General features: G+C 65.6%; 16 protein-coding genes. 4 read left to right on the forward strand and 12 right to left on the reverse strand.

Annotated elements, in window-relative coordinates; all coding sequences use genetic code 11:
- Nucleotides 1-6 precede the first annotated feature (6 nt).
- The 8 genes from AC1PLS_RS00460 to AC1PLS_RS00495 all read right to left on the reverse strand — a co-directional run bounded on the left by AC1PLS_RS00460 (nucleotide 7) and on the right by AC1PLS_RS00495 (nucleotide 10,401).
- Nucleotides 7-903, reverse strand: a complete 897-nt coding sequence (locus AC1PLS_RS00460; RefSeq protein WP_481104068.1) for a DUF58 domain-containing protein — start codon at nucleotides 901-903, stop codon at nucleotides 7-9.
- 13 nt (nucleotides 904-916) lie between these two features.
- Entirely contained in the window at nucleotides 917-1,909 is a 993-nt protein-coding gene (locus AC1PLS_RS00465) for an AAA family ATPase (RefSeq protein ID WP_024940482.1), read from the reverse strand.
- 246 nt (nucleotides 1,910-2,155) lie between these two features.
- Nucleotides 2,156-2,974, reverse strand: coding sequence for a DUF4159 domain-containing protein (locus AC1PLS_RS00470; RefSeq protein ID WP_184631324.1), 819 nt, complete (start codon nucleotides 2,972-2,974; stop codon nucleotides 2,156-2,158).
- Entirely contained in the window at nucleotides 2,971-4,305 is a 1,335-nt protein-coding gene (locus AC1PLS_RS00475; protein WP_039517956.1) for a TldD/PmbA family protein, read from the reverse strand. Before AC1PLS_RS00475 ends, AC1PLS_RS00470 begins: the two co-directional genes overlap by 4 nt.
- Before the next feature lie 14 nt (nucleotides 4,306-4,319).
- On the reverse strand, nucleotides 4,320-5,954 hold the full coding sequence (locus AC1PLS_RS00480; RefSeq protein ID WP_164739551.1) for a TldD/PmbA family protein: 1,635 nt from the start codon (nucleotides 5,952-5,954) through the stop codon (nucleotides 4,320-4,322).
- Nucleotides 5,955-6,506: 552 nt separating this feature from the next.
- The gene (locus tag AC1PLS_RS00485) at nucleotides 6,507-8,135 is read right to left on the reverse strand and encodes a TldD/PmbA family protein (protein WP_054591785.1); all 1,629 of its coding nucleotides are present in this window, start codon (nucleotides 8,133-8,135) and stop codon (nucleotides 6,507-6,509) included.
- 195 nt (nucleotides 8,136-8,330) lie between these two features.
- Nucleotides 8,331-9,485 carry an epoxide hydrolase family protein gene (locus tag AC1PLS_RS00490; protein WP_167710114.1) on the reverse strand — a complete coding sequence of 385 codons (1,155 nt, stop codon included), beginning with the start codon at nucleotides 9,483-9,485 and terminating at the stop codon, nucleotides 8,331-8,333.
- Between the two features lies 1 nt (nucleotide 9,486).
- The gene (locus tag AC1PLS_RS00495) at nucleotides 9,487-10,401 is read right to left on the reverse strand and encodes an NmrA family NAD(P)-binding protein (RefSeq protein ID WP_184433032.1); all 915 of its coding nucleotides are present in this window, start codon (nucleotides 10,399-10,401) and stop codon (nucleotides 9,487-9,489) included.
- A gap of 178 nt (nucleotides 10,402-10,579) precedes the next feature.
- On the opposite strand from AC1PLS_RS00495, the gene AC1PLS_RS00500 reads away from it, so the two are divergent.
- Nucleotides 10,580-11,221, forward strand: coding sequence for a TetR/AcrR family transcriptional regulator (locus tag AC1PLS_RS00500; protein WP_184432681.1), 642 nt, complete (start codon nucleotides 10,580-10,582; stop codon nucleotides 11,219-11,221).
- Nucleotides 11,222-11,369: 148 nt separating this feature from the next.
- Here AC1PLS_RS00500 and AC1PLS_RS00505 read toward each other — a convergent pair whose 3' ends face one another.
- From AC1PLS_RS00505 to AC1PLS_RS00520, 4 genes are all read right to left on the reverse strand, one after another.
- Nucleotides 11,370-11,624: a DUF2164 domain-containing protein gene (locus tag AC1PLS_RS00505; RefSeq protein WP_039509942.1), complete on the reverse strand. Its 255-nt coding sequence runs from the start codon at nucleotides 11,622-11,624 to the stop codon at nucleotides 11,370-11,372.
- A gap of 585 nt (nucleotides 11,625-12,209) precedes the next feature.
- Nucleotides 12,210-12,677 (reverse strand): LuxR family transcriptional regulator, encoded by a 468-nt coding sequence (locus AC1PLS_RS00510; RefSeq protein ID WP_184433030.1) that lies wholly within the window; start codon nucleotides 12,675-12,677, stop codon nucleotides 12,210-12,212.
- Nucleotides 12,678-12,989: 312 nt separating this feature from the next.
- Nucleotides 12,990-14,006: a class 1 fructose-bisphosphatase gene (locus tag AC1PLS_RS00515; RefSeq protein WP_016903904.1), complete on the reverse strand. Its 1,017-nt coding sequence runs from the start codon at nucleotides 14,004-14,006 to the stop codon at nucleotides 12,990-12,992.
- A gap of 266 nt (nucleotides 14,007-14,272) precedes the next feature.
- Nucleotides 14,273-15,475, reverse strand: coding sequence for an amino acid aminotransferase (locus tag AC1PLS_RS00520; RefSeq protein ID WP_024940473.1), 1,203 nt, complete (start codon nucleotides 15,473-15,475; stop codon nucleotides 14,273-14,275).
- 157 nt (nucleotides 15,476-15,632) lie between these two features.
- Between AC1PLS_RS00520 and AC1PLS_RS00525 the strand changes: the two genes are divergently transcribed.
- The 3 genes from AC1PLS_RS00525 to AC1PLS_RS00535 all read left to right on the forward strand — a co-directional run bounded on the left by AC1PLS_RS00525 (nucleotide 15,633) and on the right by AC1PLS_RS00535 (nucleotide 18,852).
- A complete protein-coding gene (locus tag AC1PLS_RS00525; RefSeq protein WP_481104069.1) occupies nucleotides 15,633-17,771 on the forward strand; it encodes a TonB-dependent receptor family protein in 2,139 nt (712 codons plus the stop codon).
- A 275-nt stretch (nucleotides 17,772-18,046) separates the two neighbouring features.
- The gene (locus tag AC1PLS_RS00530) at nucleotides 18,047-18,346 is read left to right on the forward strand and encodes a hypothetical protein (protein WP_102255271.1); all 300 of its coding nucleotides are present in this window, start codon (nucleotides 18,047-18,049) and stop codon (nucleotides 18,344-18,346) included.
- A gap of 125 nt (nucleotides 18,347-18,471) precedes the next feature.
- On the forward strand, nucleotides 18,472-18,852 hold the full coding sequence (locus tag AC1PLS_RS00535) for a cupin domain-containing protein (RefSeq protein ID WP_039517928.1): 381 nt from the start codon (nucleotides 18,472-18,474) through the stop codon (nucleotides 18,850-18,852).
- Nucleotides 18,853-19,044 lie beyond the last annotated feature (192 nt).

A 19,044-nucleotide genomic window follows, 5' to 3' on the forward strand; every position in this document is an offset into this window, starting at 1 on the left:
GCTGGCTCATCGCCGCGCACCGTGTGCAAACAGCTCGCGCAATGCCGCATCCGGTGGCGCATCCAGATGATGCACCGCGTGCGCGATGCCGGCCGCCTGCCAGCGTGCCTGCAGCGCGCGCTGGGCAGCGCCGAAGCGTTGCAGATACGCAGCGCGCATCGCGGCGCCGTCGCCGAGCAGTTCTTCGCCGGTTTCCGGGTCGCGGAAGCGGTGCCCGCCGCTGAAGGGAAAATCGCGTTCATCGCAGGTCAGCACCTGCAGCTGCATCACCTCGCGGCGCGCGGCGGCGAGTTTTTCCAGCGCGCCGAGCAGGTCCTGGTCGAAGCCGTCGCCGATCGACAGCACCAGCGCATGGGCGGCGATGCGTTCCCACAGCGGACGCAGCGCGTCCATGCCCGGCCAGCGGCCACCGGCACGCAGCCCGTGCAGGGCCAGCCAGAGCCGGTCGCGCTGGCGCGGCCCGCCACCGGCCGGCACGGCCACCAGGCCATCGCCATGCACCGCGAACAGGCCGACCTGGTCGCCTTGCCGCAGCGCGACCTCGGCAGCGCACGCGGCCAGGGTCGTCATCGCCTGCAGGCGGGTGACCTGCGGGCGCGCCTGGTCGGCCTGGCTGGCGGAGGCGGTGGCGTCGAGCAACACCCACAGCGTCAGCGGGCTTTCGCGCTCGGCCTCGCGCACGAAGAACCGGTCCGAGCGGGCGTAGAGCTTCCAGTCGATCTGGCGCAAGGCATCGCCGGGCTCGTAGGCGCGGTATTGCGAGAATTCCAGCCCGGCGCCGCGGCTGCGGCTGGCGTGCTGGCCGATCCCCTGCGCGCCCTGCGCCTGCCGCGCACGCAGCTGCAGGCCGCGCAGGCGGCTGCGCAGCTCGGCGGGAATCAGTGCCGGCACGTCCATGCTCACGCCGCAACGCGCCTCACGCCGGGAACGGCACGGCGCGCAGCAGCGCGGCGACCACATCGTCGGCGCTGCGTTGTTCGGCCTCGGCGGCGAACGACAGCAACAGGCGGTGGCGCATCACCGGCGCGGCCAGCGCGACGACATCCTCGCGGGTGGCGGCAAGGCGGCCATGCAACAGCGCACGCGCCTTGGCCGCCAGCACCAGCGATTGCCCGGCGCGTGGGCCGGCGCCCCATTTAATCCACTGGCGCACGTCCTCACTGGCCTGCGGGCCTGGGCGGCTGGCGCGTACCAAGCGATTGATCCAGGTCAGCAGATCCGCGCCCACATGCACGTGCCGCACCTGCTGCTGCAGTGCCAGCACGCTGTCGGCATCCATCACCCTGGGCACCTGCGCGCTGCTGGTGCCGGTGGTCTGGCTGAGGATGTCGCGCTCTTCCTGCTCGCTGGGATAGTCCACCCGCACATGCAACAGGAAGCGGTCCAGCTGCGCTTCCGGCAACGGATAGGTACCGGCCTGTTCGATCGGGTTCTGCGTGGCCAGCACGAAAAACGGTGCCGGCAACGCATAGGTGGTGCCGGCGTAGCTCACCGTGCGCTCGCTCATCGCCTCCAGCAGCGCGGCCTGGGTCTTGGGCGGGGTGCGATTGAGCTCGTCGGCCAGCAGCAGGTTGGTGAAGATCGGCCCCTGCTGGAACCGGAACTGGCGATGCCCGGTGCCGTGATCCTCTTCCAGCAGCTCGGTGCCGAGAATGTCGCTGGGCATCAGGTCCGGGGTGAACTGCACGCGGCGGAACTGCAGCTCCAGCGCCTGCCCCAGCGAGCGCACCAGCAGCGTCTTGCCCAGGCCGGGCGCGCCTTCCAGCAGGCAGTGGCCGCCGGCGAGCAGGCCGATCAGCAGTTGCTCCACCACCGCGTCCTGGCCCACCACCGCCTGCGCCAGGGCCGCACGCAACGCGCCGAGTTGGGAGAGCTGCCGGGTGAGGGTGTCGTCGTTGGGGGAAGTCATGGGAACCGTCTCGTTGTGGGACTGCTGGCGTAGGAGCGCGCGATGCGGCGTTAGCGCTAAGGCATCGCGCGCAAGCGCGCTCCTACAAAAGCGTGCGGGACTCGCGGGTGCGACGGCGGTGGTTGGCGGTGGATGCCGTGCCCGTGCCTGCGAAACATCTCACGCGATGTGTGCAGGAGCGCGCTGGCGCGCGAGGCGGTGTTACCGGTACGGCATCGCGTGCCAGCGCGCTCCTACGGATCGATTTCAGTTGGTCAATGCATACATCACGATGTTCACTGCGAACTTGGTGTTGTCTTCGGCCAGGAAGCGTTTGTTGCGCCAGTCGTAGTCCCATTCGCAGCCGTAATCCTTGTTGCTGTACAACACGCCGAGCCGGCCGTCGATGCTGATGCCCCTGAGATAATCGTGCACCAGGTCGTCGCCCCAGCCATTGAGCTCGAAACTGGTGGCCGGCGGGCCGTCGGGGAATTTGAAGAATGCGCTGTAGAGACGATGGTTCCTGGGCAATTTCTGCAGCGCGGTCTTGCCGAAGATGGAGGTCATCTGCGCTTCGAACGAGGTGGCGAACAGGCCGTCGATATCGTGGTTGCAATCGTCCACGAACACGAAGCCGCCATTGCGCACATAGCGCTCGAAGTTGCGCCGCTCGGCGGGATTGAACTCCACCAGCTTGTGCCCGGACAGATAGCAGAACGGCGCCTGCAGCATGCGCGGATCGGCCAGGTCCAGCACATGCTCCTGCGGATCCACGCGCAGCTGGGTGTAGTCGATCAACGAGGTGATCAGGTTGGACGGCATGCGCGCATCCACATCCCAATCGCCCGAGTCGTAGCGCAGCCGGGTAAACCAGAAATCGTAATTGCCCGCCGCCCGCGCCTGCCGCGGCAACGCCAACGCAGCGACGCTACCGAGCAGCAATCCAAGGAAATGACGGCGCGTCGCGTGCGCCGCCAGGGCGTGTAGACCGGGAACGGGATGTGCAGGAAAACCATCGGGCCGCGAAGAGCTTGCTCCGCTCTCCCATTCCCGATTCCCCACTCCCGATTCCCGGCTCTCAGTCACACCGCGTCCGACAACGAGGTAAACGTAAAGTCGCGCAGCCGCATCGGCGGAATCATCATCACATAGCTGGATTCATCGCCGGCCACGCGCACCGGCCTGCCCAGTTCGTCGATGTTGTTGAGCATGATGATCGGCGATTCGTTGAAGCGGAAATTCTTCACCGGGTACTTGATCTGCCCGTTCTCGATGTAGAAGGTGCCGTCGCGGGTCAGCCCGGTCAGCAGCACGGTCTGCGGGTCGACCATGCGGATGTACCAGGTGCGCGTGACCAGGATGCCCTTCTCGGTGCCGCGCACCAGCTCGGCGATGTTCTTGTCGCCACCGGCCATCAGCAGGTTGCCCGGCTCGCCGACCGCGCGCTTGCCGTTCTTCTGCGCCCAGAACCGCGAATACTGCAGGTTGGCGATCTTGCCGTTCTCCACGATCGGCATCTTCTCGCGCGGCAGGCCTTCCTCGTCCCAAGGCAGCACGGCGGCACGCGCATCCCACGGGTCGGCGGTGATGTTCACGCGCGGGTCGTAGACCTGTTCGCCCAGCTTGTTGCCGCCGCCCTTCTTGGACAGGAAGCTGCGGCCCTCGTCTGCCATGCGCGCATCGAAGTAGCGCATCATGAAAGAAATCAGGCCTGCCGCCGCTGCCGGCTCCAGGATCACCGTGTACTTGCCCGGTTCCAGCGCCTTGGCTTCGGACGAGTCGCTGGCCTTGCGCATGGCGATGCGGATGTCCTGCTCGGCCTTGAAGTCGGCGGCATCCTTGAGGTTGCGGCCCACCCAGCCCGAGCCGCGACCATCTTCGGTACGCACGGTGCAGGTGTAGTCGAAACGCGCGCCGCGCTGGTAGCCGAAGTTGCCCTTGCTGTTGGCGAAGGCGGTAAAGCTCTGGCCATCTTCCAGGAAGCCGGCCGCGATCAATCCCTTGCCCTTGCACGGGGCGATCGAATCGGCGGCCACCTGCGCGCGGAACGCCGGGTCGATGGCGGCGGTGGATTCGCTGAAGGTGGGGCTGGGTTTGTAGGTCTGCTTGTCCACCGCCGGCATGAATTCCGGATTTTCCGGCGCCAGCCGCGCCAGGTCTTCGGCACGCCGCACCACGCGCTCCAGCGCGGCGTCGTCGAACTCGTTGATGGTGGCGATGCCTACGCGCTTGCCGAACGCCACCTGCACCTGCAGGTCGGTGTTGTCGACGATGCCGCTGGTGGACACGTTGTTGAGTGCGAAACGGATATTGCCGTCGATCGAGCCGCTGAGCGTGGCGGTGCACTCGTCGGCCTTGGACAGCTTGATGACCTTGTCCAGGATGGCCTTGGCCTGCGCTTCGGTAAGGATGCTCATGTGGGTTTCTCCTGTCAGCCGAGCGAGCGGGCGGTGTTGATGACGTTGATGCCGTCGAAACGGGCGGTGGACGAGCCATGCGAGACCGCCGAGGACTGGCTCGGCTGGCCCTTGCCGTCGAAGAACGAGCCGCCCAGGCGGTAGTCGCGTTGATCGGCCACCGCGCTGCAGGCGTTCCAGAATTCCGGCGTGCGGATCTGGTAGGCCACGTCCTCGAGCATGCGGGTGATCGCGCCGTTCTTGATCTCGTAGAACAGCTGGCCGCCGAACTGCGCGTTGTAGCGCTGCTGGTCGATGGAGAACGAGCCGTCGCCGATGATGTAGATGCCGTTTTCCACGTTCTTGATCAGATCGCTCACGCTCAACGGTGTCTTGCCGGCGGCCAGCGACACATTGGCCATGCGCTGGAACTGCACGCTCGACCACGAGTCGGCGTAGCAGCACCCGTCGGAGGCGGTCTTGCCGAGGATATGCGCCTGGTCGCGGATGGCCTGGTAGTCCACCAGCTTGCCGTCGCGGATCAGGTCCCACTGCTTGGTCTTGACGCCTTCATCGTCGTAGCCCACCGCGCCCAGGCTGCCGGGCTGGATCTTGTCGGCCAGGATGTGCACCTTGTCGCTGCCGTACTGGAAACCGGCCTTGAGCTTGTCCAGCGTGGCGAAACTGGTGCCGGCGAAATTGGCCTCGTAACCGAGCACGCGATCGAGCTCCAGCGGGTGGCCGACCGACTCGTGGATGGTGAGCCAGGTGTGCGAGGGGTCCAGCACCAGATCGTACTTGCCCGGCTTCACCGACGGCGCCTTGAGCTTTTCCTGCGCCTGCTTGGCCGCGGCGATCGCGTCCTCCTTCATGTCGTAGGACAGGCCGTAATTCACCACGCCATTGGGCGAGACGAACTTGCCCGAGGCGGCGCCATCCAGATATTCGTAGCCCAGGCCCATCGGCGCGGACAAGCCGTCGCGGGTGCGGAACTTGCCGCTGGCCTTGTCGATGGCGGTCACGCTCAGCGGCGCCCAGATGCGGTGTACGTCCTGGTCGATATACGAGCCGTCGGTGCTGGCAAAGTACTTCTGCTCGTTGACCACGAACAGCATCGAATTGACGAAGTTGGCGCCGGCAGCGGTGGCGGCAGCGTTGACCCCCAGCAGCAGGTCCACCTTGTCCTTGATCGGCACTTCCATCGCGTTTTTCTTGATCGGCGTCTTCCAGCTGACCTCGCCCACGCCCGGCGTGGGCGCCAGCTGCACCGGCGTGCCCTGCACCTTGGCATTGGCCTTGGCGATCGCGGCGGCCTGCGAGGCGGCCTTGGCCACACCCTGTTCGGTGAGCTCGTTGGTGGCGGCAAACCCCCAGGCGCCAGCCACCAGGACGCGCACGCCCGCACCGATGGATTCGGTGTTGACCACGTTCTGCACCTTGTCCTCGCGGGTGATGACGAACTGGCGCAGATAACGGCCGATGCGCACATCGCAGTAGCTCGCACCGGCCTGGCGCGCAGCGTTGAGGCCGGCATCGGCCAGGCGCTTCTTGCGGCCCACATCCAGCTGCGTCACCAACTGCTCGGCGGCGATCGCCTTGCCGAAGTAGGCGGGCACGATCAGGCCGCCCATGGTCAGCCCGGTCAGGGCCAGGAAATCACGTCGCTGCACGGCAACTCCCCAATGATCCCGCGCGGCGCGCAGGTAGTGTGGTGACGCACAGATCGCTATCTGCGCGGTATCGCCGATTCTTGCCGGGCGATGAACGCTGCGTCAAATGACTTTCGGCAGGGGTCCGTGCGCAAACGCGATACCTGCATGAAGTGAGTGGCACGCCAGGCCTGCGCGTGTGGCGAGCGCTGCTGACCGGCTGCGATGGATGTGGCTGCGCGTTGAGAGCTCTGGATGTCAGGCATGCGTGGTTTGTCTGCGATCGTGCATGTGCGATCAGCGGGTCATCGGGTGCGGTGTTTGCTTCAGGGGGGGGGGCTGGCTGCAAAGCGTTTGATCTGCGGCTTGGTTGCAGGGCCCTTGCCCGCCCACCCTCGCAGGACACGCCGCAAGTACGTCTGTGTAGGCTCTTACGCGGCATCCATGCCGCGTAAGGTCCCGCGACGGTGAGCGGGCAAGGACCTGTCGAGATGGTCGGGGTGCATGGTTTTAAACAAGGCAACCAATCAACTGTTTGGTGAGGGCACCACGCCCGCGACCGACCAGGTTCTCTCAACCCAATGCGCGCGCGGTGTTGATCACGTTGATGCCATCGAAGCGCGCCGTGGACGACCCGTGCGAGACCGCTGATACCTGGCTGGGTTGGCCCTTGCCGTCGAAGAACGAGCCGCCCAGGCGGAAATCGCGTTGATCGCAGACCGCGCTGCAGGCATTCCAGAATTCCGGCGTGCGGATCTGGTAGGCGCCGTCTTCCACCAGGCGCGTGACCTGGCCGTTCTCGATTTCGTAGAACAACTGCCCGCCGAACTGCGCGTTGTAGCGTTGCTGATCGATCGAGTACGAGCCGCGCCCGTGGATGTACAAGCCGCGCTCGACGTTCTTGATCATGTCGGCAACAGCCAGCGGCGTCTTGCCTGCCGCCAGCGAGACATTGGGCATGCGCTGGAACTGCACGCTGGACCACGAGTCGGCATAGCTGCAGCCATCGGATGCGGTCTTGCCGAGCAGATGCGCCTGATCGCGCGTGCATTGGTAATCGACCAGGATGCCGTCCTTCACCAGCTCCCATTGCTTGCCCTTGACGCCTTCATCGTCGTACCCCACTGCGCCCAGGCTGCCGGGCTGGGTGCGGTCGGCGACGAAGGTCACCGCATCGCTGCCCCAGCGGAAACCGGCATCGCGCTTGTCCAGCGTGGCGAAACTGGTGCCGGCGTAATTGGCCTCGTAACCGAGCACGCGATCGAGCTCGAGCGGGTGGCCCACCGACTCGTGGATGGTGAGGAACAGGTTGCTCGGGTCGATCACCAGATCGTACTTGCCGGCCTTCACCGACGGTGCGGTGAGTTTGGCGCGTGCCTGCTTGGCGGCGGCGATCGCATCTTCGCGCGCGTCATAACTGTGGCCGTAGCCGATGAGTCCGCCAGGCAGCCGGTGCTTCTGGCTGGCATCGCCATCCAGGTATTCGTAGCCCATGCCCATCGGCGAAGACAGTCCGTCGCGGGTGCGGAACTTGCCGCTGGCCTTGTCCACCGCGGTGACGGTGAACGGCAACCACAACCGGTGCACATCCTGATCGATATAGGAGCCATCGCTGCTGGCGAAGTACTTCTGCTCGTTGATCGCAAACAGGCGCGAAGCCACGAACGTGGCGCCGGCATTGAGCGCGGCCGCGTTGACGTCCATCAGCAGCGCCACCTTGTCCTGCAGCGGCACTTCCATTGCGTTCTTCCTGATCGGCGTCTTCCAGCTGACCTGTCCGGCCGGCGTCACTGGCGCCAGCTGCACCGGCGAGCCGCCCAGCCGCGCGTTGGCCTTGGCGATCGCCACCGCCTGGCGCGTGGCGGTGGCGACGCCATCGCTGGTAAGCGTGTTGGTGGCCGCAAACCCCCACGCGCCATCGGCCAGCACGCGCACGCCCACACCGCTGGATTCGGCGTTGACCACGTTCTCCACCTGCGCCTCGCGGGTGATCACGAACTGGCGCAGATAACGGCCCACGCGCACATCGCAATAACTGGCACCGGCTGCCTTGGCGGTGCTGAGCGCGGTATCGGACAAGCGACGGCTGCGCGCGGCATCGTTGGGTGTGAGCAACTGCTCGGCCGCGATCAGGCGCGTGTTCGGCAGCAGCAGCCCGGCAGCACCGATGCCGGACAGGGTGAGGAAGGTACGACGGTCCACGGCGGTTCTCCGTTGAAGGCCAGCGGCACGACTCCCCGCCGCGCCAGCCCCCGAGACTGGCCCGTGTGGGCGACGGCGGTCAAGGGGGCAGTGCCGGCGTGGCGTCAGGCAGCTCCAGCTGCAAAGCGGAGACATCGGCACCGTCGGCAGGGCCGTGGCGCGAAGGCCGTGCCGGCATGCCAGGCGCGGTCGCCGTCACCGAAGCGACCGGAAGGTCGTTCGCAGATGATCGACAAACACCGGCGGATTCTCCATTGCCGCAAAATGTCCGCCCCGCTCCGCTTCGCCGAAAAAGCGGAGATCCGCAAAGCGTCGCTCTGCCCAGCGCCGGGAAATGCGCACCTGCTCCCCGGGAAACATGCTGATGCCGGTGGGCGTGGGCATTGGATGCGAAGGCATCTCCGCCATCGCCTCATGCGCGGCTTCCCAATACAGGCGTGCAGAGCTGGGCCCTGCGTTCGGGAGCCAGTACAGCATGATGTCATCGATGAGGTGGTCCAGGGCGAACACGTTCTCCGGTTCGCCGTCGCTTTGTGAGACGTCCTGAAAGAGTGCATAGATCCATGCCGCCAGGCCCACCGGGGAGTCAGCCAAACTGAAGCCCACCGACTGCGGCCGTGTGCTTTGCAGCTTCATGTAGCCGGAAAATTCCGCGTAGTAGCGCTGGGCGTCTTCCAGCATCTTCTGCTCGGCCGGTGTGGCCTCGGCGATGTCCTGCGTGCTGGGTTCGAACATCACCATGTTCAGATGGAGACCCCGCAAGCCGGGCGGCTGCATGAATCCAAGCGCGGTGGTGATCGCACTGCCCCAATCGCCGCCCTGTGCGGCCCAACGCTCGCCATAACCCAGACGGCGCATCAGTTCGACCCATGCGGCAGCCGTGCGCCCGACGCCCCAGCCACGGGCGGTGGGCTTTGCAGAGAAACCAAAGCCAGGCAAGGATGGGATGATGAGATGGAAGGCGTCCGACGCCTGCCCGCCATGGGCCACCGGGTCGCTCAAGGGGCCGATCACCTCGCGGAATTCGAGCACCGACCCGGGCCATCCGTGCGTCAGCAGCAACGGAAGCGCAGTTGGCTCCGGCGAGCGGACATGCAGGAACTGGATCTCCAGTCCATCGATCGTGGTGCGACTGCTGTTCCAGCCGTTCAATAACCGCTCGGTCGCACGCCAGTCGTAGCCAGACTGCCAGCGGTCCACCAGGCGCCGGATGCGCTCGCTCTGCGGGCCCTGGCTGTGGTCCTCCACGGTTTCCCTACTTGGCCACCGCGTTTGCCTAAGCCGGTGTGCGAGGTCATCCAGCTCCGCCTGTGCAACCTGGATGTGGAACGCTGCAATGCCATCGCGCATCTCAAGACTCCCGTACATACGTATTGGCCAGTGTCTGGCGGGCTGTTTGCCAGGCGCGCGCACCGTAGCGATCGTTATCCAGTGGGACCAGTTTGCCGCGCCCGCTCATCATGTCGCGCAGATATTGCATGCCCTGCCAGGGAGGGAAGGGGTCATCGCTTGCGGGCGTGAGTGCACGCACCGCACTGATGATTGCCGACATCGTCCCGAGCCCGCCGGGCCTGAGCGTGCGATAGCGCTGCCCGGTGAGTTGGGTGAGCAGTTGCGCGATGTCGTTGGGCGAAATGCTGTTGCCGGCAATGCGCAGGTCCCGTGGGGCCGTGGAATCCAGCGCGGCCGCCGCCGTGTAGCTGGCAACGTCATCTTTGGCGGTGAAATCGAGCTGCTGGTCGGCGTCGCCAAAATGCATGACGCGACGGCCCGGCACCACAAGGCGCGCACTGCCCTCGAGAAGCTCCAGAAAGCCGCCGCACAGAACCGAGGTGGCCGCGATCGGCGCGGCATCGAGTTGGTCTCTGAACCGGCGCCGCAAATCCAGGTTTCGATTGTCGCCCGGCCGTGTCTTCGTATAGTCCAGCGAGAAATCAGACGGGATGAAGCGAGGCACGCCGGCGCTGACCGCTGCATGCAACAGCTTTCCCTGTTGACCCAGCATGACGTCGTCCAGGCCGTTGAGCGCGGAAACGACGCATGCCGCATTCCCGACCGCTTCACGCAACGAGTTGGCGTCTTCCATCTCGACGTAGTGGATCGTGATGTTCCTGCGTTGCAGGGCCGCAATACGGTCCTTGCCTGCGCCTTGCCGAACAAGCGCAACCACCGCGGCGCCCTGGTCCTGCAGGGCAAAGACGATGCGGCAACCCAGGTCGCCGGTGGCGCCTGCAACAACGATTGGGGATCTCACATCTGACGTCACGGCTTGCCTCTCGCTTGGGTCTTTTGCGCCAACGACGGCAACGGGAACTGCAACAGAAGATGCAGGCTGTCTGTCACGCAGCACCCAGGCCATTCGCCGGCTTGGCAGACCATGCAGCGAATAACTGAACGATAACGTTCAGTTGATGGCAATGCAAGCGGCGTGTAAGTTTTCGTGCATGAAAGCGGTCAAGCAAAAATCAAAAGGCGGACGGCCGCCACTCGATAAGGCGGGCGATGTCGAACGGCGCTTACTCGATGCGGCACTGCAACTCTTCCTGGAACGCGGGTTCGAGCACACGTCGTGCGAGGACATCGCGCGGCTGGCAGGCGCGGGCAAGGCAAGCCTTTACGCGCGCTACGCCAACAAAGACGCCATCTTCGAGGCGGTGGTCCGTCGCGATGTCGACACCCAGCCGCAGCCTGCCGCAGCCAGCGTCCCCATGGATCTGGAGGGGCGCCTGAGACACGCAGGACAAGGAATACTTGCGCATGCATTACAGCCCCAGACGGTGGCCATGATGCGGCTGGTCGTCGGCACCTCCATCCGCGCGCCAGCGCTTGCCGCTGAAGTCAACCGCATCGGCTGGGAAGGCGGGCTACGACGCGTGCAGATGACGATCCTGGACGGCCCGGATCAACCGGCCAATCCGTCTGCGTTGGCAAGCCACTTCGTCGACCTTGTCTTTGCCCCGCATCAACTGCGCGCGCTGCTGGGCGAACACCCGGACGACCTGGTCGCCACCGCATCGGCGCGTGTGGAGTGGGCGCTTGCACTTCTCAAGGATGCTGGCCAGCTGGAGACCGGAAGTACTCAGTGACACCCCTGAGTTGCAGGAATCCTTGAACAACGCAGCGGAACGACGCGACTTGATGGCGTATTCGGCGTGTCTCCGGCACGCGCATGTTGTCCCTGCTCGCAGCAGCGACGTGGGACTTCTCAGTGCTGTGGCATCGTGAGGTGGCGGATCACTTTTTGAAGTCGGTAGGACGTTCCAGTTGGTAGATCGCCTCACCCAGGTCATCCAGCTTGCTGGCAACGATGGCCTGCGCATCGTAGACGCCCCGATTGTAGAAATAGGCCCCCACCTCTTCGGCGAAGAAATCCAGCAGAAACTCCGCATCGAAGCGGCCGATCTGCTGCTTCAGTTCCTCGCTGAAATACAGCTGGATCTTGCGCGTGATCGCCGCCCGCTCGCCTTCGGTGAACTTGATCTCGGTCATGGATGCTCTGGTTGGCTCAACTACGGTATCGGGGCGATGTGCGTTGCGACACAGGCAACTTGGGGCGATTGCTGGCAGTTGAACCCAAGCGCTTGCCCGGTCGGCATCGAGATGAAGGGTCAGATGGCAACCGGCCAACGGGAAGGCCTGCCTGCCCGAAGGTAGTCAAGGTATTCGGACTCGGCAATCCCGAGGTTGGTCCAGCGCGTAGGGTCAGCCGCCAGGAATGTGCTGGCATACGTCACGGCAGCGGCTGCGTCCGCAAAGATGGCGGCAGGGGCACAAGGCCCGTCTGGCTCGAAACACGCGAAGTCATATAGATCCGAATAGTCTTCGCTGCCAACGTCCTCGACGTCATATAGCCATACCTCGATGCAATCGTTTGCCGGCCGTAACTCGACATGGCGAATGTATGCTGCATCGACTGGACTTTTTCCGAGAAACTGCTCGACCGACCTGCTGTGCCGTAATGTGGCTGGAAGATCGATCGGTGAAAGATATCGCATACAGGCTCCCTGCCTTCAAACTGTCGCTGCTCCTCAAATAAACGAGCCGCGCCGCGATGCGGCGTCGGCTCGCCCGTGTTCACCTGGACTGACTTGCCGCGCGTTTGAAATACGCCGTGCGCATCACCGGGTTGCCATCCTTGAAGTACGCTTCAATCTCGGTCATGACCTTGCCGTCGGCACTGACCGTATAGGTGCGTGTAGATGCCGGGACACCTTGATACATCAACTGCATCACCAGCACGCCGGGCTCGGGCATTTTGACTGCGGCGCGATCCACCAGGTAGGTGCCCGAGGCCTTGCCCGGTGTGCCGTCCAGCAACAGCGTGGATTGCGGCTGCAGCGTCTTGTTGTCGTGTTCGATGATCTCGGCGTTGGTGGCCCACTTGTTGCCTGGAACCTGTTTGAACTCCAGGACAACACGTTTGGGTCGTGCAGCCGGTGGCATCGGCAGGCTGCTGGTATCCAGCAGCCAGGTTCCGACCAGTGGCGATGGCGCGGTTGATGCGGAGAAGGCGGGTGTGGCCTGCAACATGACGGCAGCCACCAGTGCAACACATGCGGTCTTCATGTGAACTCCCTGATCGATATGTGATCCCTGCGGGCAGTCAGGCGACTGTTTGCAAGGCATTGCGCGTAGAGATCGACTTCCCGTAGACCGTCCCACTCCGGCCCGAGGGCGATACTCACCGCTGCCCGGTGGTGAGTCAACTGACCGCAGGATGTGGCTGCTGGCGCAGTTCTCGTCGCTCTGCAGACCATCATTGATTGCACAATCAGCCGTGGTGACAAACAAAGACACCCGCACGGGGCGGGTGTCTGGCATGCGTCAGCGCGGCGTGTGGCTTGCGTCGAAAGTTCAGCCCTGCGCCTTGTCGAACTCCACGTGATAGCGCGTGGCCTCGTTCACTTCGTTCTTCGACCCCAAGAACACCGGCACGCGCTGATGCAGCTGTGTCGGCTGGAGGTCCAGGATGCGCTCGCGCCCGGTGGTAGCCGCGCCGCCGGCCTGTTCCACCAGCATGCTCATCGGGTTGGCCTCGTACATCAGGCGCAGCTTGCCCGGCTTGGACGCGTCCTTCTTGTCCCAGGGGTAGATGAAGATGCCGCCGCGGGTGAGGATGCGGTGCACGTCGGCGACCATGCTGGCAATCCAGCGCATGTTGAAGTCCTTGCCGCGGGTGCCGTCCTTGCCGGCCAGCAGGTCGCTGACATAGGACTGCATGGCCGGCTCCCAGTGGCGCTGGTTGGACATGTTGATGGCGTATTCGGCGGTGTCTTCGGGCACGCGCATGTTGGCCTGGGTCAGCAGGAAGCTGCCTTCCTCGCGCTCCAGGGTAAAGGCGTGGGTGCCGTGGCCGAGCGTGAGCACCAGCATCGTGCTGGGGCCGTAGATGCAGTAGCCGGCGGCGACCTGCTGGGTGCCCGGCTGCAGGAAGTGCTCGTCGCCGGGCTTTTCGGTGCCCTTGGGCGCGCGCAGCACCGAGAAGATGGTGCCCACCGAGACGTTGACGTCGATGTTGGAGCTGCCATCCAGCGGATCGAACAGCAGCAGAAAATCGCCGCTGGGGTACTGGTCGGGCACCGGCTGGCTGTGATCCATTTCTTCCGACGCGCACGCAGCCAGGTGGCCGCCCCAGGCATTGGCTTCGAGCAGGATGTCGTTGCTGAGCACGTCGAGCTTCTTCTGCGCCTCGCCCTGCACGTTGCCGGTGCCGGCATCGCCGAGCACGCCGCCCAGGGCGCCCTTGCTCACGGCGATGGAAATGCGCTTGCAGGCGCGCGAGACGATGGTGATCAGCTGGCGCAATTCCGGGTCGATACGGCCGGCGTGTTGCTCTTCGATCAGGAAGCGGGTCAGCGAGGGACGCGACATGGGAGCGGGCAGCCTGTGTAGGAAGTGGTCCGCCATTGTCGCCATTGCGCCGTTAGATTTCGATCACTGGATGCGCGTTTTGCAGCAAACCTGATCGAACATGCGCGAATGTGGTGCCCAAGACTGGGGTTGCCGACATGTACCACGCGGTCTTGGCGCAGCTCTGCACACGCGCAGGAGCGGCGAACACGCATAAAAAAACCGGGAGGCTGGCGCGCTCCCGGTTTGCCGGCGTCGGCCGCGTCGGCCGATCGCGATGCGCTCGCTTACATCCGGCTGACGGTCGCCACGGCCTGTGCCACGTAGTCCAGGTTGCGCTGGCTCAACGCGGCCACGCAGATACGGCCGGTGCCGACGGCGTAGATCGCGAATTCCTCGCGCAGGCGATCCACCTGGGTCCTGGTCAGGCCCGAGTACGAGAACATGCCGGCCTGGCGCTGGATGAACGCAAACTCCGGCGCGCCTAATGTGTCCAGCTTGGCCACCAGGCCCGCGCGTAGGGCGTGGATGCGCTCGCGCATCTCGGTCAGCTCCTGCTCCCACAGATCGCGCAGCTCCGGGCTGGTCAGCACGCCGGCCACCAGGGCGGCGCCATGCGTGGACGGGCTGGAGTAGATCGTGCGGATGATGCGCTTGACCTGCGATTGCACGGCCTTGGCTTCGGCCGCAGTGGCCGAGACCACCGACAGCGCGCCCACGCGCTCGCCATACAGCGAGAACGACTTGGAGTACGAGCTGGCGACCACGTAGCTGTCGATGCCTTCGGCAGCGAGCAGGCGCACCGCATACGCATCGGCCTCGATGCCCTTGTCGAAGCCCTGGTAGGCGATGTCGACGAACGGGAACAGGTTGCGTTCCTTCAACAGCCCGGCAACCTGCTTCCACTGCTCCTTGCTCAGGTCCGCGCCGGTCGGGTTGTGGCAGCAGGCGTGCAGCAGCACCACCGTGCCCGGTTCGAGTTTTGCCAGATCGGCAAGCATGCCGTCGAAGTTCAGCCCATGGCTGGCGGCATCGAAATAGGTGTAGTCCACGACCTCGAAGCCGGCCGCGCCGAACACTGCGCGATGGTTTTCCCAGCTCGGGTTGCTGATGGCGATGGTGGAGGTGGGCAGCAGTTTCTTGAGCAGGTCCGCGCCCACGCGCAAGGCGCCGCTGCCGCCGACGGTCTGCGAGGTCGCCACGCGGCCGGAGGCCACCAGCGCCGACTCGGCGCCGAACAGCAGCTCCTGGGTGGCCTTGTCGTAGGCGGCCAGGCCGTCGATGGGCAGGTAGCCGCGCGGTTTGGCGTCCAGCGCGAGCTGCTGCTCGATCTTGTGCACGGCGCGCAACAGCGGGATGCGCCCGTTTTCGTCGTAATAGATGCCCACGCCCAGGTTGACCTTGTTGGGGCGGCTGTCGGCGTTGTAGGCCTCGGTCAGGCCCAGGATGGGGTCGCCTGGAACCTGTTCCACGTTTGCAAAGAAGGACACGGCATGACTCGCTGAAGGACGAAAGAGTGAGGGACTTCCGGGATGCTCGGCCGCGGCTGGGCCAAACCACTTCATCGTAGCAGCCCATGGCCGGCGTAGCATGCTTCGTTCCGTACGCAACGATGCGGCCACAGTACGGATGAGGGACACTACGCCCATGCCCAGACTTACCTTGTTGGCCGCCGCCTGCGGCCTGTTCGCCACGAGCGCCGCGCCGCCCGTCCTGGCCGCCGATCCGGCGCCGCCCGCCTCCACGCCGATCCAGCGATTGCCCACCGTGCAGGTGGACGCCGCGCGCGTGCGCGGGGTGGACGACTTCGACCTGCCGGCCTCCTTCACCGTGGTGGCGGCCGATGCCGACAACCGCCGCGGCGCGCAGGTCTCCGAACTGCTGGACGGCATCCCCGGCCTGGTGGCGCGCGATCGCCAGAACTACGCGCAGGACACCCAGCTGTCGATCCGCGGCTTCGGTGCGCGCTCCACCTTCGGCGTGCGCGGCGTGCGCCTGCTGGTCGACGGCATCCCGGCCAGCATGCCCGATGGCCAGGGCCAGCTCTCGCACTTCAACGTGCTGGGCGCCGAGCGGGTGGAAGTGCTGCGCGGCCCGTTTTCGGCGCTGTACGGCAACTCCTCCGGCGGCGTGCTGCAGCTGTGGAGCGCTGACGGCGCGCCGGGCGACCCGTGGCGGCTGCGCGCCACCTACGGCAGCAATGCCACCGTCAACGTGGGTGCGCAATTGCTCGGCCAGCAGGGCGCGGTGCACTACAACCTGGCCGCCAATCATTTCGAAACCGACGGTTTCCGCGCCCATAGCCGCGCAAAGCGCGATTCGGTCAACGCCAAGCTCGGCTTCGATCTGGCCGGGGGCCGCCGGCTGGACCTGGTGCTCAACTATCTGGACGCACCCGACGCGCAGGACCCGCTCGGCCTGACCCGCGCGCAGTTCAATGCCGACCCGGCGCAGGCCACGGCGGTGGCCACCCAGTTCAACACCCGCAAGTCGGTGCGCCAGTCGCAGGCCGGCGCCATCTTCACCCAGCAGTTCGACAGCCAGACGCTGCGGCTGATGGCCTACGGCGGGCAGCGCAGCGTGGAGCAGTTCCTGGCGATCCCGGTGGCGGTGCAGCGCAACCCGCTGCATTCGGGCGGGGTGATCGATCTGGACAGCAATTACGAAGGCGCCGATGCGCGCTGGGCCTGGCAGGGCGAGGCGCTGGGCCGGCCGTTGCAGCTGACCGTGGGCGCGAACGTCGATCGCCAGCGCCAGCACCGCACCGGTTACGAAAACTTTGTTGGCGATACGCTGGGCGTCAAGGGCGCGCTGCGCCGCAACCAGCGCGACCAGGTCGAGAACGTGGACCAGTTTGCGCAGGCGTGGTGGCAGTGGAGCGACCGCTGGTCGGCCTTGTTGGGCGTGCGGCATAGTCAGGTGCGCTTCGACTCGGACGATCACTACATCCTCGGGCGCAATCCCGACGACAGCGGCCAGCGCGATTATTCGGCAACCACGCCGGTGGCCGGCATCGTGTTCCGTGCCGCCGAGGACCTGCGTTTCTACGCCTCGGTCGGGCGCGGTTTCGAAACGCCCACCTTCAACGAGCTGGGTTATCGCAGCGACGGCGGCGCCGGGCTGGCGCTGGATCTGGGCGCGGCGACCAGCCGCAATTATGAGATCGGCAGCAAGTGGCGCGCGCAGAGCGGCGCAGCGGTGGAAGTGGCGCTGTTCCGCGCCGACACCGACGACGAACTGGCCGTGGCCAGCAACACCAATGGGCGCAGCACCTATCGCAACATCGGTGCCACCCGCCGCCAGGGCGCGGAGCTGAGCTGGAATCAACCGGTGGGCACCACCCAGCAGCTGCAGCTGTCCTACACCTTCGTCGATGCCACCGTGCGCGATGGCTACCTCACCTGCGCCAGCAGCGGCTGCGCCACGCCCACCGCACCGGTGGCCAGCGGCGCGCGCCTGCCGGGCGTGCCGCGCCAGCAGCTGTTCGCGCGCTGGCAGTGGCAGCCGGCGCAATGGCAGTTCGCCGCAGAAACGGTGGCCTCCGACGCCACCGTGGTCAACGACCTGGCCAGCGAGCGTGCGCCCGGCTACGCGCTGGTCAACCTGGAAGCCTCCCGGCGCTGGACCACCACGCTGGGTGGGCTACGCACCTTCGCCCGCATCGACAATGCGCTGGACCGGCACTACATCGGCTCGGTGATCGTCAACGACGGCAACGGGCGCTATTACGAACCCGGTCCGGACCGCACCTACACGGTGGGCCTGCAATGGGATTTCGGCGGCTGAGCTACCCGCAGGCGGTGCGCATTCAACAATACGCACCGCCCGTAGGAGCGCCCCCGGGCGCGACAAAGCCGTCCCGCCAATGCGCGCGTCGTCACGGCGATGCGCTCCAACAAACGCTCGGCCTGCAGCGTGATTTCGGCGGCTGATCCGGCCGCAGGCGGTACGCATTCAACAACGCGCACCGCCCGTAGGAGCGCCCCCGGGCGCGACAAAGCCATCCCGCCAACGCACGGTCTGCCATCGACACGCCACTGACCACCACACCAGGCCCCACCATGATCGTCATCGATCACGCCCCCGCAGACTGGTTTCTGCTGCGTGCGGACAATCGCTACTGGCTGGACATCAACTGCACGATCTCGGCCACCGGCTTCTCGCTTCTGCTGGCGTTGAACGCAAAAGAGCAGGCCGACGTGCTGGCAGACGGGCATGCCGCCTGCGCACGGCTGGCCGCACAGGTGCAATGGCGGCCGCACGATTTTGCCGCGCGTGATGCCAGCGCCAGCCACGGTGCGCAGGTCATCGCAGCGGTGCGGGCGTGGCGCGCGTCAGACGCCCGCAACGCGCGCGCATGAACCCATCGCGCCGGGCAAACCGCTTGCGCTGTTCGCCACGCGCGGCTGCAATGCGCCGCATTGATGCAGCGGTGACTGCCGGTGATGCGATGCACTAAGCTTGCAAGCGCACTCCCTGCACAAGGATGTTTCCGTTGAACACGCGCTACGCCCCGATCGATTTCAGCGACAAGCTCGCCCTGCTGTCGCAGCACTGGTCCCCGCGTGTCGTCGCGGAAATGAACGACTACCAGTTCAAACTGGTCAAGCTGCAAGGTGCGTTCGTGTGGCATCAGCATGCGGACACGGACGAGGTGTTCATCGTGCTGGACGGCAACATGACCATCGAGTTTCGCGACGGCGTGGTGGCGCTGTCGGCCGGGCAGATGCACGTGGTGCCCAAGGGGGTCGAACACCGCCCGGCGGCGGAGCACGAATGCAGCGTGCTGCTGGTCGAGCCGCGCGGTGTGGTCAATACCGGCGATGCGGGCGGTGCATACACCGCAGACAACGACGTCTGGATTTGATGGTTGTGCGATGCGTGCTGGTGCACGGCGGCCGATCCGGCGCCTGGTTGCGGAGCCCTTGCCGCGTGCACGCAATGATGCGCTGCAGCGCAACGTCCACCACGGCACGGGGAAACACGGCTGCGCTGCAATGACGCAGCGCAACAGCGCATGACATGACATTGCGCTAGCGCTCGCGCGGGTATACACGTG

This window comes from Xanthomonas sp. NCPPB 3218, from assembly GCF_056725185.1.

Excerpts from the sequence above, each read along its gene's own strand:
- AC1PLS_RS00465 (WP_024940482.1), bottom strand. The coding sequence starts at position 1,909 with ATGACTTCCCCCAACGACGACACCCTCACCCGGCAGCTCTCCCAACTC.
- AC1PLS_RS00475 (WP_039517956.1), bottom strand. The coding sequence starts at position 4,305 with ATGAGCATCCTTACCGAAGCGCAGGCCAAGGCCATCCTGGACAAGGTC.
- AC1PLS_RS00490 (WP_167710114.1), bottom strand. The coding sequence starts at position 9,485 with ATGCGCGATGGCATTGCAGCGTTCCACATCCAGGTTGCACAGGCGGAG.
- AC1PLS_RS00500 (WP_184432681.1), top strand. The coding sequence starts at position 10,580 with ATGAAAGCGGTCAAGCAAAAATCAAAAGGCGGACGGCCGCCACTCGAT.
- AC1PLS_RS00505 (WP_039509942.1), bottom strand. The coding sequence starts at position 11,624 with ATGACCGAGATCAAGTTCACCGAAGGCGAGCGGGCGGCGATCACGCGC.
- AC1PLS_RS00515 (WP_016903904.1), bottom strand. The coding sequence starts at position 14,006 with ATGTCGCGTCCCTCGCTGACCCGCTTCCTGATCGAAGAGCAACACGCC.
- AC1PLS_RS00525 (WP_481104069.1), top strand. The coding sequence starts at position 15,633 with ATGCCCAGACTTACCTTGTTGGCCGCCGCCTGCGGCCTGTTCGCCACG.
- AC1PLS_RS00530 (WP_102255271.1), top strand. The coding sequence starts at position 18,047 with ATGATCGTCATCGATCACGCCCCCGCAGACTGGTTTCTGCTGCGTGCG.
- AC1PLS_RS00535 (WP_039517928.1), top strand. The coding sequence starts at position 18,472 with ATGTTTCCGTTGAACACGCGCTACGCCCCGATCGATTTCAGCGACAAG.